Origin of the sequence: Pseudomonas sp. NFPP07 (assembly GCF_900115645.1) — a bacterium.
In the GTDB taxonomy this organism is placed as follows: Bacteria; Pseudomonadota; Gammaproteobacteria; order Pseudomonadales; family Pseudomonadaceae; genus Aquipseudomonas; species Aquipseudomonas chlororaphis.
On record NZ_FOXG01000002.1, the window covers coordinates 18,632 to 33,953 of the forward strand.

Below are 15,322 nucleotides of genomic sequence, written 5' to 3' on the forward strand. Positions count from 1 at the left end.
AATACCACCTGTCATCAGGCAAATAGCCAACTCAGCCGAGGCTGAAATTCAGTAGTTTTTTCTGGCGGGCGCGGGCAACAGCAGAGGTTGCCGATCAGCCCCGTACGACGACGCCCGGCGGCGATACGACGGCGCACACCGGCGTGCTACTGACAGGTGGGGGGTAATGACTGATCTGCACAGGCTGCGGGTTCCCGCACGGCACGACGCCAGCGTTGACCGCTGAATCGACTACCGCGTTGATGAGGGAATGAGGCATGTGCTGATCTTTCTGAAGTGGAAGGTGAATCTTCTGATGCACCGGGCGCTGACTATAACCAGCGCCCGATATTCATTGCAACGCCTTATCCGAACAGCCAGTAACCCAGGGCGGTCAGGACCACCACCGCCAGCACCGGACGCATGACGCGGTAGAGCTTCGGATTGCGGCGCTTCCATTGCTTGACCACGCCACTGATGCGGTCGCTGAAACGCTTGCTCCAGGCATAGGCCTGGTTGATCCCGCCGACGCGCTCGTCGTCGAGGTTCTGCGGCGCGGTGGCACGCCCCAGCCAGGCGCTGATCCAGCGGTTGATGCGGGTCATCAGCGGGTTGCTCAGCGGGCGCTCGATGTCGCAGAACAGAATGACCCGGGTCTTGTCGGTCTCGTTTTTGACCCAGTGCACATAGGTTTCATCGAACATCACGTCTTCGCCATCGCGCCAGGCGTAGACCTGGCCGTCGACGAAAATCCGGCAGTCGTCGGAGTTCGGCGTGGACAGGCCCAGGTGATAACGCAGGGAACCGGCGAACGGATCGCGGTGCGGGTTCAGATGGCTGCCACCGGGCAGCAGGGCGAACATCGCGCCCTTGACGTTGGGAATGCGGCTGACCAGTTCAACGGTCTTCGGGCACAGCAACTCGGCCGACGGCAGCGGTTTGTCGTACCACTTGAGGTAGAAACGCTTCCAGCCCTTCTTGAAGAACGAACCGAAACCGGCGTCGTTGTTCTTCTCGGCGGCGCGGATGTAACCCTCGTCGAACAAATGCATGGCTTCGTCGCGGATCACTTCCCAGTTATCCTTGAGCACATCCAGCTCGGGGAACTTGCTGCGGTCCAGATAGGGCTTGGAAGGCACACCGGAAAACAGGTACATCAAGGCGTTATAAGGAGCGAACAGCGCCGAATGGTTGACGAACTGACGCAGCACCGGCAGTCGAGCCTTGCCGCGTAAATGCACGTAGAGAGTGCTGCCGATGAATAGCAGCAACACCGCTGACTTGGCGGCAAACGAAAGGCTCATGCAATATCTCCTTGAAATAATTACCGGCGGGGCAGCATTCATCCGGCATGGCAGCCGGCCATGATAAACACTCCTGGCCCCTGGAAAAACCCGCACAAACCGACAATCAGTGTTAACAGTCGTGCAATAAAACGCTGATTAACACACGCCAGCTGAACGCCAGCTGATGCAGATCAGTACCCATGCAACATGCCCTGCACGCCTTCGATCGCCGGCAAGCGGGCTCCTGCGGAGCCTGCCGGCGATCAGCTTCCCACTGCCTTACTGCTGGTTCTCCTGCTCGGTGAACAGGTCGCTGAACAGCATGCTCGACAGATAACGTTCACCCGAATCCGGCAGCACCACCACTATGGTCTTGCCTTGCATCTCGGGGGTTTCCGCCAGGCGCACCGCCACCGCCATCGCCGCGCCGCAGGAGATGCCACAGAGGATCCCCTCCTCCTGCATCAGGCGCAGGGCCATGGCCTTGGATTCCTCGTCGCTCGCCAGCTCGACCCGGTCGACCATCGACAGGTCGAGATTGCTCGGCACAAAACCGGCACCGATGCCCTGGATCTTGTGCGGGCTGGGCTTGATCTCTTCGCCGGCCAGCTTCTGGGTGATCACCGGCGAGACGCTCGGCTCCACCGCCACCGACAGGATAGGTTTGCCCTGGGTCTTCTTGATGTAGCGGGAAACCCCGGTGATGGTGCCGCCGGTGCCGACGCCCGCCACCAGCACGTCCACGGCGCCATCGGTGTCATTCCAGATTTCCGGACCCGTGGTTTTCTCGTGGATCGCCGGGTTGGCCGGGTTATCGAACTGCTGCGGCATGAAGTATTTGTCAGGGTCGCTGGCGAGGATTTGCGCGGCCTTCTCGATCGCCCCTTTCATGCCCTTGGCCGGCTCGGTCAGCACCAGTTCGGCCCCCAGGGCCTTGAGCACCTTGCGTCGCTCGATGCTCATCGACGCCGGCATGGTCAGGACCAACTTATAGCCACGGGCCGCGGCGACGAACGCCAGGCCGATGCCAGTGTTACCCGAGGTCGGCTCGATGATGGTCATGCCCGGCTTGAGTTTGCCGCTGCTTTCCGCGTCCCAGATCATGTTCGCGCCGATCCGGCACTTCACCGAATAACCCGGGTTGCGTCCTTCGATCTTGGCCAGGATGGTGACGCCGCGGGGCGCGATGCGGTTGATCTGCACCAGCGGCGTATTGCCGATGGAATGGGCGTTGTCAACGAAAATGCGGCTCATGGCTGGGTCCTTGTACAGCGTGAAAGGAAGTCTTCAAGGGTATGCCTCGCACCCATGAGCGTCCAGTCGGGACGAACGACTGCGATGCCGGGGAGTCAATCGCTATAAGGCACATGGCTGGAGACTCATGCTCATGAAACGTCGCTACAGTTGGCCCCTGTGGACCCTCGCCGGGGTGCTGGTGCTGCTGGTTGCCCTGCACATCGCCCTGCCCTATCTGGTGCGCGATTACCTCAATGACCGCCTCGCCAACATGGGCGACTACCGCGGCCAGATCGCCGATGTCGACCTGGCCCTGTGGCGCGGGGCCTATCGGATCAACGGCCTGAAAATCGTCAAGGTCGACGGCAAGGTGCCAGTGCCGTTCGTCAACGCACCGCTGGTCGATCTGTCAGTGAGCTGGCACTCCTTGTGGTACGACCATGCGGTGGTGGCCGAAGTGCAATTCGTCGGGCCGCAGGTCAACTTCGTCGACGGCGCCACCAAAAAGAACTCGCAAACCGGTGAAGGCACCGACTGGCGGGCCCAGCTGAACAAACTGCTGCCCATCACCCTCAACGAAGTACAGGTCAGCGACGGCAAGATCAGTTTCCGTAACTTCAACTCCAAACCGCCGGTGAACATGAGCGCCACCCAGGTCAACGCCAGCGCCTACAACCTGACCAACGTGGTCGACACTCAAGGCAAACGCGACGCCCGCCTCGAAGGCAAGGCCCTGCTGCTGGGCCATGCGCCCCTGGAAACCAACGCCACCTTCGACCCGCTGAGCGACTTCCAGGACTTCGAGTTCCGCCTGCGCGTGCGGGATATCGAACTCAAGCGCTTGAACGACTTCGCCGCCGCCTATGGCAAATTCGACTTCAACGCCGGCCACGGCGACCTGGTGATCGAAGCCGAAGCCAACAAGGGCCAGCTCACCGGCTATATCAAGCCGCTGCTGCGCGATGTCGATGTGTTCAATTGGCAGCAGGATGTCGAGAACAAGGACAAAGGGATATTCCGTTCGATCTGGGAAGCCCTGGTGGGGGTCAGCGAAACCGTGCTGAAAAACCAGGGGAAAAACCAGTTCGCCACCCGGGTCGAACTCAAAGGCAACGTACATCAGCGTGATATCAGCGCATTCCAGGCTTTTTTGCAGATTTTACGCAATGGTTTCATCGAGGCCTTCAATGCCCAGTATGAGCGTCCCAAGCCATCCGCTGACTGAGTCACCATGTGACGCCTCATTCAGAGACTGAATGGGGCGTCTGCGTTCACAGTCGGCCGGGCGCCGCGTTATAGTCGGCCATTCGTGTTTTATTCTTCCGACCTGCTCGATGCACGTCGGCGTTACCGTTCGAGGAATTGCAGATGAAGTTCGAAGGCACCAGCGCGTACGTCGCCACCGATGACCTGAAGCTGGCAGTCAATGCCGCCATCACCCTGGAGCGGCCGCTGCTGGTCAAGGGCGAACCGGGCACCGGCAAGACCATGCTCGCCGAGCAACTGGCCGAGTCCTTCGGTGCCAGGCTGATCACCTGGCACATCAAGTCCACCACCAAGGCTCACCAGGGCCTGTATGAATACGACGCGGTGAGCCGCCTGCGCGATTCGCAGCTGGGCGTGGACAAGGTGCATGACATCCGCAACTACCTGAAGAAGGGCAAGCTGTGGGAGGCCTTCGAATCCGAGGAGCGGGTGATCCTGCTGATCGACGAAATCGACAAGGCCGACATCGAGTTCCCCAACGACCTGTTGCAGGAACTCGACAAGATGGAGTTCTACGTCTACGAAATCGACGAGACCATCAAGGCCAAGCAGCGCCCGATCATCATCATTACCTCCAACAACGAGAAAGAGCTGCCGGACGCTTTCCTACGCCGCTGCTTCTTCCACTACATCGCCTTCCCCGACCGCACCACCCTGCAGAAAATCGTCGACGTGCACTACCCGGACATCAAGAAAGACCTGGTCAGCGAGGCGCTGGACGTGTTCTTCGACGTGCGCAAGGTGCCGGGCCTGAAGAAGAAGCCTTCGACCTCCGAGCTGGTGGACTGGCTCAAGCTGCTGATGGCCGACAACATCGGCGAAGCGGTGCTGCGCGAACGCGATCCGACCAAGGCCATCCCGCCGCTGGCCGGCGCCCTGGTGAAGAACGAGCAGGACGTGCAGTTGCTCGAACGCCTGGCATTCATGAGCCGTCGCGGCAGTCGTTAAGAGGCTGATGCCATGTTGCTCAACCTGTTCAATGAAATGCGTGCCGCCAAGGTTCCGGTGTCGGTGCGCGAGCTGCTCGACCTGATCAACGCGCTCAAGCAGCGCGTGACCTTCGCCGACATGGACGAGTTCTATTACCTGTCCCGGGCGATCCTGGTGAAGGACGAACGGCACTTCGACAAGTTCGACCGCGCGTTCGGCGCCTACTTCAACGGCCTGGAAAAACTCGACGACCACCTGCAGGCACTGATCCCCGAGGATTGGCTGCGCAAGGAGTTCGAGCGCTCGCTGACCGATGAGGAACGGGCGCAGATCCAGTCCCTCGGCGGCCTGGACAAGCTGATCGAAGAGTTCAAGAAGCGCCTGGAAGAACAGAAGGAACGCCATGCCGGCGGCAACAAGTGGATCGGCACCGGCGGCACCAGCCCCTTCGGCTCCGGCGGTTTCAACCCGGAAGGCATCCGCGTCGGCGACGCCGGCAAGCGCCAGGGCAAGGCGGTCAAGGTCTGGGACCAGCGCGAGTACAAGAACCTCGACGACTCGGTGGAACTGGGCACGCGCAACATCAAGGTGGCCCTGCGCCGCCTGCGCAAGTTCGCCCGCCAGGGCGCGGCGGAGGAGCTGGACATCGATGGCACCATCGACCACACCGCCCGCGACGCCGGCCTGCTGAACATCCAGATGCGCCCGGAACGGCGCAACAGCATCAAGCTGCTGTTGCTGTTCGATATCGGTGGCTCCATGGATGCCCACGTGAAGATCTGCGAGGAGCTGTTCTCGGCCTGCAAGACCGAGTTCAAGCACCTGGAGTACTACTACTTCCACAACTTCATCTATGAATCGGTGTGGAAGAACAACCTGCGTCGCGGCTCGGAACGCACCTCGACCCAGGACGTGCTGCACAAGTACGGCGCCGACTACAAAGTGATCTTCGTCGGCGACGCCGCCATGGCGCCCTACGAAATCACCCAGGCCGGCGGCAGCGTCGAGCACTGGAACGAAGAGGCCGGTTATGTGTGGATGCAGCGCTTCATGGAGAAGTACAAGAAGCTCATCTGGATCAACCCCTATCCGAAAGACACCTGGGGCTACACCGCCTCGACCAACATCGTGCGCGAGCTGATCGAAGACCAGATGTACCCGCTGACCTTGCGCGGCCTGGAAGAAGGGATGCGGTTTCTCTCCAAATAGGATCCCGTCCAACGCGATCCCTGTAGCCGCTGCCGCAGGCTGCGATAAGGCCCGAAGGGCCTTCAAGCGGACTCAAGAGCGCGTCTGCTTCGCAGCCGATCGCAGCCTGCGGCAGCGGCTACATCGGTTCAGACAAACCGCCGCAAAAACTCGATCTGCTGCCGATACGCTGTCTCCTGCACCACCGGCGTCAGGCGCACTTCGCTGCCCGGCAGGCATTGCGCCAGCCGCGCCAGCGCCAGGGGCGTCAAGGCCCCCAGCCGTGGATACCCGCCAATGGTCTGCCGGTCGTTGAGCAGCACGATCGGCTGGCCGTCCGGCGGCACCTGGATCGCCCCCAGGGGAATGCCCTCGGAAATCATCGGCGCCCCCTGATAACGCAGTGACGGCCCCAGCAGGCGCATGCCCATGCGGTCGGCGCGGCTGTCCAGGGTCCAGGCGCTGTTGAAGGCATCGAACAGGCTCTGCCCGCTGAACTGGCCGATCTGCGCCCCGAGAATCACCTCCAGCGGCGCCTTCGATTGCAGGTCCGGCAGTTGCTTGCCCGACAGCACCTTGAGGTTCACCCCTGCCCCGCAATACTCCAGCCGCGCGCCCACTGCCAGTGGCCGGCCGAAACCGTCGAGCCCGCCCAGTTCCTCGCGGACCACGCTGGCGCAACTGCCCAGCACCTTGGGCGCATTGAAACCGCCGGGCGCCGCCAGGTAGGCCCGCACCCCCTGGTACGGCTGGGTGAAACGCAACCGCTGGCCCTTTTGCAGGATAAAACTGCGCCCCGGGCTGAGCGGACGCCCGTCGATACAGGCCCCCAGGTCGGCGCCCGCCAGTGCCAGCAGGCACAACTCCTCGGCGACCACGCTGAAACCGCCCAGGGTGATCTCGATCACCGGCGCATCCAGGGCGTTGCCCAGCAGCCAGTTGGCCCAGGACATCGACACCCAGTCCAGCGCGCCGCCCTGGGTCACGCCCAGGTGCCGCACGCCAAAGCGACCGGCATCCTGCAACAGGCACAAGGGCGTGCTGGCTTCGATCGTCAGGCGGCTCATGCCAGTGCCTCCAGAAGTGGCGTGTCGTCACCGCCCAGGCGGATGAATTCGGCGTGGTCCACCGCGGCGAAACGCACGCTGTCGCCCGGTTGCATCAGGCTGTAGCCATCGCGCTCGCGATCGAACAGGCGGCTCGGTGTGCGCCCGATCAGGTTCCAGCCCCCCGGCGACACCACCGGATAAGCCGCGGTCTGCCGCTCGGCAATGCCGACGCTGCCCGCCGCCACGCGCTTGCGTGGGGTATCCAGGCGCGGCGCGGCCAGCACTTCGTCCACCAGCCCCATAAAGGCGAACCCCGGGGCGAAGCCCAGGGCGAACACCTGGTATTCACGCTCGCTGTGGCAACGGATCACCTCGTTCACCGACAGGCCGCTGCGCCGCGACAACAGGCTCAGCTCCGGGCCGACGCTGAGGTCGTACCAGACCGGCAGCACATGGCGCTGGCCGCCGGTGCGCGAGTCCGGCGTGAGGTCGGTCAGGGCCAGATCGATCAGTTCCCGCGCCTGGGACGGGCTCAGGGCAGCCAGGTCGTAGTGCACCATCAGCGTGGTATAGGACGGCACCAGATCGATCAACTGCCCGCCGAAGGCCGTCCGCAGGCGCTCGCTGGCGGCGAGCATCCACGGCATGTTGGCCTCGGCGATGGCATCGAACAGGCGCACCATCAGGCAGTCGATCGCCACCACTTCAAGGCGTATTTTCATGCTGGCAACTGCTGAAGGGCCGCGCGGATACGCTGCACGGCGGCCACCGAACTGGCGTTGTCGCCGTGCACGCACAGGGTATTGGCCTTGAGGTGCAAGGCGCTGCCGTCGCTGGCCAGCAGCGCGTCGCCGCGGGCGATGGTCAGGGCCTGGGCGATGATCTTTTCCGGGTCGTGATGCACCGCCCCCGGCAGTTGCCGCGACACCAGGTGACCGGCGTTGTCGTAGGCACGGTCGGCGAAGGCTTCGAACCACAGGGTCACGCCGAACTCGTCGCCCAGGGCCTGGGCCGCGCCGTTGTCACGGGTAGCCATCAACATCAGCGGCAGTGTCTTGTCGTAGGCGGCCACCGCCTGGATCACCGCGCGCAGCTGCGCCGGGTTGGCCATCATGTCGTTGTACATGGCGCCATGGGGTTTGACGTAGCTCACCCGAGTGCCCTGGGCCCGGCAGATGCCGTCGAGGGCGCCGATCTGGTAGTGCAACAGGTCCTGCAGTTCCTGGGCGCCGTAGGCCATGGAGCGGCGGCCGAAACCGGCCAGGTCCTGGTACGCCGGATGCGCACCGATGCGCACGCCATTGGCCAGGGCCAGGCTGACGGTCTTGCGCATGATGCTCGGGTCGCCGGCATGGAAACCGCAGGCGATGTTGGCGCAATCGATAAACGGCATCACCTCGGCATCCAGGCCCATGGTCCAGTTGCCAAAGCTTTCGCCGATGTCGCAATTCAATAACAGGCGGCTCACGGTCAGTGCTCCTGTAGCGTTTGTCATGTTGGCTGCGGGGATCGCGCGGGATGCCCACAGATTATCAGTTAGCGCGCTTCGAGTTGTTTGCCGCGGGTTTCCGGCAGGCTCAGGGCCGCCAGGACCACGATGCCGTAGGACACGGCGGCGAAGGTGCCGATGGCCGCGCCCAGCGGGATGTGCTGGCTGAGCAGCCCGATCAGCAGCGGGAACAGGGCCGCCAGCGCCCGGCCGCTGTTGTAGCAGAAGCCCTGGCCCGAACCGCGGATCCGCGTGGGGAACAGCTCCGTCAGGAAGGCGCCCATGCCGCTGAAGATCCCCGAAGCGAAGAAGCCCAGGGGGAAGCCCAGCCACAGCATCACCGCGTTGCTCACCGGCATTTGCGTGTACAGCAGGACGATGGTGAAGGAACCGGCGGCGAACAGGACGAAGTTCTTCTTGCGCCCGAGAATATCGGTCAGATAAGCACTGATCACATAGCCCACATAGGAGCCGAAGATCACCATCGCCAGGTAGCCGCCGGTGCTCAGCACGCTCAAGCCGCGCTCGGTCTTGAGGAAGGTCGGCAGCCAGAACGTGATGGCGTAGTAGCCGCCCTGGGCGCCGGCCGCGAGCAGCGACGCGCGCAGGGTGGTGCTGAGAATGCCGGGGGCGAAGATTTCGTAGAAGCGCGAGGGGTTGTCGGGCACTTCCCGGGCCCGGGTTTGCCGGTAGACCTCAGGGTCCTTGACCAGGCGGCGGACGAAAATCACGAAGATCGCCGGCAGGATGCCCAGCAGGAACAAGGCGCGCCAGGCGTCTTCCGGCGGCAGCAGGGAATACATCAACGCATAGAGCAGTGCCGTGATGCCCCAGCCCAAGGCCCAGCCGGACTGCACCATGCCCACCGCCTTGCCGCGGTTTTCCGCGCGGATCACTTCGCCGATCAGCACCGCGCCGGCGGTCCACTCGCCGCCGAAACCGAAGCCCATCAGGGTTCGGGCGATCAGCAGTTGCTCGTAGTTCTGCGCCAGGCCACAGAGAAAGGTGAAGAAGGCGAACCAGAGCACGGTCAGTTGCAGGGTGCGCACCCGGCCGATGCGATCGGACAGGATGCCGGCGATCCAGCCGCCCAGGGCGGAAGCCAGCAAGGTGCTGGTGTGGATCAGGCCGGCCTCGGCGGAGCTGATGCCCCACAGCGCAATCAGGGTCGGGATGACGAAGCTGAGCATCTGGGTGTCCATGCCATCCAGGCCGTAACCGGCCTTGCAGCTCCAGAACGTGCGGCGTTCCTGCTGGTTGATGTCGCGGTACCAGTCGAAGGGGCCGGCGCGGCCTTTGGCCTTGCTGGCGGCGAGCGTGTCGGGCGCACTCATGGCAAATCTCCACCTTGGTTTTATTGGTATTGTTCTGGGCCCCGACGACGCTTATCGTGAGACGCAGCGATTTTTGGCGCCCGCGCCCTGCCCCGTCCAACTAATAAAAACCGCCTCCAGACATAAGAAAAGTTGATCGCATGAACCTCAAGTTTCTCGAAACCTTTGTCTGGGTGGCGCGCCTGAAAAGCTTTCGCCTGACCGCCGACAAACTCTTCACCACCCAGGCTTCGATCTCCAGCCGCATCGCCGTGCTCGAGGGCGAACTGGGGGTGAAGCTGTTCCTGCGCGACTCGCGCGGCGTGAGCCTGACCCCGGAAGGCCTCAAGGTGCTCGACTATGCCGAGCAGATGATGGACACCATGCAGGCGCTCAAACAGTCGATCGAGACCCGTTCGAGCAAGGTCGGGCGGATTCGCATCGGCGTCATGGACACGGTGATCCATACCTGGCTCAGCCCCCTGGTGGCGCGGATGATGGACAGCTATCCCCAGGTGGAAATCGAGCTGGTGGCCGACACCTCGCTGAACCTCTGCGACCAGTTGCAAAAAGGCTTTCTCGACCTGGTGCTGCAAACCGACCTGCTGCGCCAGGAATCCATTCGCAGCCTGGAACTGGCCAGCCACCCCATGGGCTGGATAGTCGCCAGCCACTCGATCTACAACCGCGAGTACGCCAACCTGGCCGAGCTGGCCCGGGAACGCATCATCACCTACTCGAAGAACTCCCTGCCGCACCAGGAAGTGCTGAGCCTGATGCAGGCCAACGGGGTGGCCGCGCCACGGCTCAACTGCGTGAACTCGGTGTCGGCCATTACCCGCCTGCTGCGCGACGGTTTCGGCATCGGCGCCTTGCCGCCGGTGCTGGTCAGCGAGGAACTGGCGCGCGGCGAACTGACCCTGCTGGCCATCGACCAGCGCCCGCCGAACCTGCAGGTGGTGGTGTCATGGCGGGTGGGGGTCGAACTGGTGGAAGAGGTGGTGGTGCTGTGCCAGCAAGTGCTGGAAAGTTATGCGCGCAAGGTGGGGCCGGACTATATCGTGCTGGCGGGCTGATCTACCGCGAAGGCCTTTGTAGCCGCTGCCGAAGGCTGCGATCGCGGGCGCAGCCTGCGTGAATCGGCTCGATGAGCGTTTGTCAGCCAGCCATCTTTGCGGTTGCTGCGCAACCGATCGCAGCCTGCGGCAGCGGCTACAGGGATCGCGGCGTCCGTGTAGCCGCTGCCGAGCCTGCGAGGCTGCGAACGGCAACGCAGTTGCCGCACAACCTGCATCCGCGATCTGCCTGGAAAAACGCGTCGGCTGGTTTACGACGGCTGCGCCGTCGATCGCAGCCTGCGGCAGCGGCTATATCACAAGCCCTTCAAGTCACGCTCTTCGATCGGCCGGCTCTGGCGCAGGCGCTTGCCGCCAAGCACCACCCAGTCGATCAGGCGATACAGGCATTCCAGGCCGAACGACAGCAGCAAGGCGCCGCTCATGGCCCAGATCATCGCTTGCGGGGTCAGCAGGATCTGGTAGCTGTAGCCGTTCCAGGTTTCCTGGCGGATATCCGGGTCGGCGGCCAGCACCACTTGCAGCAGGCGGATGTACCACGGGCCCTGCATGGCCTGGAACTGCTTGTCCAGGGCGCGCTGGCGAACCAGCAGATTGCCCAGGCTGTCGGCGTCGCTGCGAAACACCGGGTCGTCGCTGGCCCGATAGTGGGCGACCAGCGCTTGCAGATCGCCCTTGAAGAACTGGTTGGCGGTGCCCTGGAACCCTTGCAGGCCGGCCTGGGCCTCGATCAGGTGAGCCTCGACACGCTTGGCGTAATCGCTGATGAAACCCGGCACCTGTACGCCGATCAACAGGCCCGCCGCAAACAGCACCAGCCGCAGATAACTGAGCAACATAGGGGATGTCCTTATTCGGTCTGGCCGTGCAGCACGCATTCACCGCGCCGCCACAGGCTCCATTGGCCCGGCTCGTAGCGAGTCCAGGTTTCGTTTTCGGTCAAAGGTTCGGTGGCGATCACCGTCACCACGTCGTTGGGCGTGGTTTCCGCCTGGAAGTCGACGATCACATCGACGTCCTTCAGGCGGGCCGGGCCAAAGGGAGCGCGGCGGGTGATCTGCGCCAGCTTGGTCGAGCAATAGCAGAACAGCCAGTCGCCGTCGCTGAGCAGGCAGTTGAACACGCCCTTGCCGCGATATTCGGCGCAGGCGGCCACCAGCGACGGCAGCAGTTCCTCGACTTCCACTGGCTCGGGAAAGGCTTCGCGCACCCGGTTGAGCAGGTCGCAGAAAGCCGCTTCGCTGTCGGTATCGCCCACCGGACGGTAGAAGCTGATGGGGGGCTGGAAGTCCGCCAGCTGGCCGTTGTGGGCGAAACACCAGTTGCGCCCCCACAGCTCGCGCACGAACGGATGGGTGTTGGACAGGCAGACCTTGCCGACGTTGGCCTGGCGAATGTGGCCGATCACCACTTCGCTCTTGATCGGGTAGCGCTGCACCAGATTGGCCACTTCCGACTCGCTGCTCGCCGCCGGGTCCTGGAACAGGCGCAGGCCGCGGCCCTCGTAGAAAGCGATGCCCCAGCCGTCGCGATGCGGGCCGGTGCGTCCGCCGCGCTGCATCAGCCCGGTAAAGCTGAACACGATATCGGTCGGTACATTGGCGCTCATGCCCAATAACTCACACATGCTCGGACTCTCGCTTCAATGCGTGTTACAGACGCGGCTCGATCCGCGAACGCTGGGGGTTGCTGGGCACTGGCGGGCGGCCGTAGCGATCGTCGCCGGCGCCGCCGAAAGGCTGGTCGTCCGGCTCTTCGGCACGGGCCGCGGCCTTGGCGGCTTCGGCCTGTTCCTGGCGGGCCTTGGAGGCGCGCTCGATCGGCCAGCGGATCAGGACGAACACCAGGTAGATGCCGAAGGCGATCACGCCGTACATGAACAGGTCGGAGACCGCGCGCCAGGCGTTGTTGCCGACCTTGAACAGCATGTCCAGGGCGGTGATGGCCACGGCCGGGGCGAACATTTCCTTGGCCGGGTCGACCACGGTCGGGCTGAACAGCAGCACCGCCACCAGCACTCGCAGCGGCTCGCGCAGCCAGCGCCACATCCAGCGGGTCAGGCGCATCCACACCAGCAGGCAGCCCAAGGCGGCGAAGGCGTAGAGCCCCCAAGCGATCAGATAGTCGTTCTCGGTCATGGTGTCCATGGCAAGGCAGGCAAAGAGGCGCTTATGATAACGGCTTTTCGCATGCCAGGCTGCACCGCCGTCTGCCGCGCCCTTAATTGTCACCGCCCCGAGAGCCCTTCATGCCCGTATCCGCCCACGTCACCAGCGCCCCGATCGCCCGCAAGGCCGAAGGTCCGGACCCGTACGCCTGGCTCCAGGAACGCGACACCGATGCCGTGCTCGATTACCTGAAGGCCGAAAACAGCTACCAGGAAGCCGCCCTCGCCGACCAGGCGGCGCTGCGCGAAACCCTGTTCCAGGAAATCAAGGGCCGGATCCTCGAGACCGACCTGTCCCTGCCCTCCCCCTGGGGTCCGTACCTGTATTACACCCGCACCACCGCCGGCGACGAATACGCCCGGCACTATCGCTGCCCGCGCCCGGCCGACGACAGCCTGAGTGTCGACGAAAGCCAGGAACAACTGCTGCTGGACCCCAACGAGCTGGCCAAGGGTGGTTTCTTCTCCCTCGGCGCCTTCAGCATCAGCCCCGACCACCAGCGCCTGGCCTACAGCCTCGATACCAGCGGCGAAGAGGTCTACACCCTGTTCGTCAAGGAGCTGTCCAGCGGCAAGGTCAGCGAACTGGCGTTCACCGATTGCGACGGCAGCATGACCTGGGCCAACGACAGCCTGACCCTGTTCTTCGGCGAGCTGGACGACACCCACCGCCCGCACAAGTTGTTCCGCTATCGCCTGGACGGCACCGCCGCCGAAGAGGTGTTCCATGAGCCGGACGGGCGCTTTTTCCTGCATTGCTACCGCTCAAGCTCGGAGAAACAGCTGCTGCTGTCCCTGGGCAGCAAGACCACCAGCGAGGTCTGGGTACTCGACGCGGCGCAGCCGCAGCAGGCCTTCACCTGCCTGGCGCCGCGGGTCGAGCACCATGAATACGACGTCGATCACGGCCTGCTCGACGGCCAGTGGACCTGGTTTATCCGCAGCAACCGCGACGGCATCAACTTCGCCCTCTACCAGGCGCCGGACCAGGGCACGGTGCCCAGCCAGGCCGACTGGCAGAACCTGATCCCCCACAGCAATAGCGTGATGCTCGAAGGCCTGAGCCTGAACAGCTCGGCCATGACCCTGAGCCTGCGCGAAGGCGGCCTGCCGATCATCGAGGTGCACCCCGAGGGCCTGCCGGCCTATCGCGTGCAACTGCCGGATGCGGCCTACAGCCTGCATGTGCAGAACAGCCTGGAATTCGTCAGCCAACGCATCCGCCTGCGCTACGAAGCGCTGAACCGTCCGGCGCAGATCCGCCAGCTGGAACTGGCCGGCGGCGCACAGAAAGTGCTCAAGGAGACCCCGGTGCTGGGCGTGTTCGACCCGGATGCCTATGTCAGCCAGCGCCTGTGGGCGACCGCGGCCGACGGCACCCAGGTGCCGATCAGCCTGGTGATCAAGCGCGAAGCCCTGGGCCGGCCGGCGCCGCTGTACCTCTACGGCTACGGCGCCTACGGCGAAAGCCTCGACCCGTGGTTCTCCCATGCGCGCCTGAGCCTGCTGGAGCGCGGCGTGGCCTTCGCCATTGCCCACGTGCGTGGCGGCGGCGAGCTGGGCGAAGCCTGGTACCGCGCCGGCAAGCAGGAACACAAGCAGAACACCTTCAGCGACTTCATCGCCTGCGCCGAACACCTGATCGCCCAGGGCCTGACCACTTCCGAGCAACTGGCCATCAGCGGCGGCAGCGCCGGCGGACTGTTGATCGGCGCGGTGCTCAACCAGCGCCCGGAACTGTTCAAGGCGGCGATCGCCGAGGTGCCGTTCGTCGATGTGCTCAACACCATGCTCGACCCCGAGCTGCCGCTGACCGTCACCGAGTACGACGAATGGGGCAACCCGGAGGAGCCCGAGGTCTACGCGCGGATCAAGGCCTACGCGCCGTATGAGAATGTCGAGGCCAAGGCCTATCCGGCGACCCTGGTGATCGCCGGCTACAACGACAGCCGCGTGCAGTACTGGGAGGCGGCCAAGTGGGTGGCCCGGTTGCGCGCCACCAAGACCGACGACCACCTGCTGCTGCTCAAGACCGAGCTCGGCGCCGGCCACGGCGGCATGAGCGGGCGTTACCAGGGATTGCGTGACGTAGCGCTCGAATATGCATTTGTTTTCAAGATTCTGGGCATTGCCTGAGGAACTCCGGCCGGCGCTCCTGTCTTAGGCTCTGTACGAAAAGTCGGCGAGCGAAGGTCAGGCAAGGCAAAAACAGGCGAGGAAGCGGAGTGTAGGGGCCTACATGAGCATTCCGAGCCTGTTTTTAACGCAGCATGGCCGAGCGCAGCCACTTTTCGCACAGAGCCCAACACTGGGCCGCCGGCCCCAGGCCATACCGCACCTGCC

Annotated in this window: 14 protein-coding genes; 5 read left to right on the forward strand and 9 right to left on the reverse strand. The window is 63.8% G+C overall.

The genetic code is table 11. The features are described 5' to 3' along the window. Window positions 1–344: 344 nt before the first annotated feature. Both BM019_RS05010 and cysK read right to left on the reverse strand, forming a co-directional pair. Window positions 345–1,283, reverse strand: a complete 939-nt coding sequence (locus tag BM019_RS05010) for an aspartyl/asparaginyl beta-hydroxylase domain-containing protein (RefSeq protein ID WP_009042631.1) — start codon at window positions 1,281–1,283, stop codon at window positions 345–347. Window positions 1,284–1,544: 261 nt separating this feature from the next. Beyond that, window positions 1,545–2,519, reverse strand: a complete 975-nt coding sequence (gene cysK, locus BM019_RS05015) for a cysteine synthase A (protein ID WP_007926882.1) — start codon at window positions 2,517–2,519, stop codon at window positions 1,545–1,547. Window positions 2,520–2,652: 133 nt separating this feature from the next. On the opposite strand from cysK, the gene BM019_RS05020 reads away from it, so the two are divergent. From BM019_RS05020 to BM019_RS05030, 3 genes are all read left to right on the forward strand, one after another. After that, the gene (locus BM019_RS05020) at window positions 2,653–3,726 is read left to right on the forward strand and encodes a DUF748 domain-containing protein (RefSeq protein WP_092417761.1); all 1,074 of its coding nucleotides are present in this window, start codon (window positions 2,653–2,655) and stop codon (window positions 3,724–3,726) included. A 143-nt stretch (window positions 3,727–3,869) separates the two neighbouring features. Continuing rightward, a complete protein-coding gene (locus BM019_RS05025) occupies window positions 3,870–4,715 on the forward strand; it encodes an AAA family ATPase (protein ID WP_007926885.1) in 846 nt (281 codons plus the stop codon). Window positions 4,716–4,727: 12 nt separating this feature from the next. After that, a complete protein-coding gene (locus tag BM019_RS05030; protein WP_092417762.1) occupies window positions 4,728–5,906 on the forward strand; it encodes a vWA domain-containing protein in 1,179 nt (392 codons plus the stop codon). A gap of 128 nt (window positions 5,907–6,034) precedes the next feature. On the opposite strand, the gene BM019_RS05035 is transcribed toward BM019_RS05030, so the two are convergent. From BM019_RS05035 to BM019_RS05050, 4 genes are all read right to left on the reverse strand, one after another. Continuing rightward, entirely contained in the window at window positions 6,035–6,952 is a 918-nt protein-coding gene (locus tag BM019_RS05035) for a 5-oxoprolinase subunit C family protein (RefSeq protein ID WP_092417763.1), read from the reverse strand. Then, window positions 6,949–7,656 carry a 5-oxoprolinase subunit B family protein gene (locus BM019_RS05040; protein WP_092417764.1) on the reverse strand — a complete coding sequence of 236 codons (708 nt, stop codon included), beginning with the start codon at window positions 7,654–7,656 and terminating at the stop codon, window positions 6,949–6,951. The genes BM019_RS05035 and BM019_RS05040 overlap by 4 nt, the downstream gene beginning before the upstream one ends. Continuing rightward, window positions 7,653–8,402, reverse strand: a complete 750-nt coding sequence (locus tag BM019_RS05045; RefSeq protein ID WP_092417765.1) for a 5-oxoprolinase subunit PxpA — start codon at window positions 8,400–8,402, stop codon at window positions 7,653–7,655. Before BM019_RS05045 ends, BM019_RS05040 begins: the two co-directional genes overlap by 4 nt. 68 nt (window positions 8,403–8,470) lie before the next feature. Next, complete coding sequence (locus BM019_RS05050) at window positions 8,471–9,757, reverse strand: MFS transporter (protein WP_009042625.1); 1,287 nt, start codon at window positions 9,755–9,757, stop codon at window positions 8,471–8,473. Between the two features lie 140 nt (window positions 9,758–9,897). Between BM019_RS05050 and BM019_RS05055 the strand changes: the two genes are divergently transcribed. Beyond that, window positions 9,898–10,812 (forward strand): LysR family transcriptional regulator, encoded by a 915-nt coding sequence (locus tag BM019_RS05055; protein ID WP_009042624.1) that lies wholly within the window; start codon window positions 9,898–9,900, stop codon window positions 10,810–10,812. Between the two features lie 296 nt (window positions 10,813–11,108). Here the strand turns inward: BM019_RS05055 and BM019_RS05060 are convergent, their stop codons facing one another. The 3 genes from BM019_RS05060 to BM019_RS05070 are packed head-to-tail and all read right to left on the reverse strand — an operon-like array spanning window position 11,109 to window position 12,959. Continuing rightward, complete coding sequence (locus tag BM019_RS05060) at window positions 11,109–11,651, reverse strand: DUF2937 family protein (protein ID WP_009042623.1); 543 nt, start codon at window positions 11,649–11,651, stop codon at window positions 11,109–11,111. An 11-nt stretch (window positions 11,652–11,662) separates the two neighbouring features. Then, window positions 11,663–12,439, reverse strand: coding sequence for a class II glutamine amidotransferase (locus tag BM019_RS05065; RefSeq protein WP_092417766.1), 777 nt, complete (start codon window positions 12,437–12,439; stop codon window positions 11,663–11,665). Between the two features lie 25 nt (window positions 12,440–12,464). Continuing rightward, window positions 12,465–12,959, reverse strand: a complete 495-nt coding sequence (locus tag BM019_RS05070) for a hypothetical protein (protein WP_007926901.1) — start codon at window positions 12,957–12,959, stop codon at window positions 12,465–12,467. A gap of 101 nt (window positions 12,960–13,060) precedes the next feature. Here BM019_RS05070 and BM019_RS05075 point away from each other — a divergent pair, with 101 nt between their 5' ends. Then, window positions 13,061–15,115, forward strand: a complete 2,055-nt coding sequence (locus tag BM019_RS05075) for a S9 family peptidase (RefSeq protein ID WP_092417767.1) — start codon at window positions 13,061–13,063, stop codon at window positions 15,113–15,115. The last annotated feature ends 207 nt before the right edge of the window (window positions 15,116–15,322 follow it).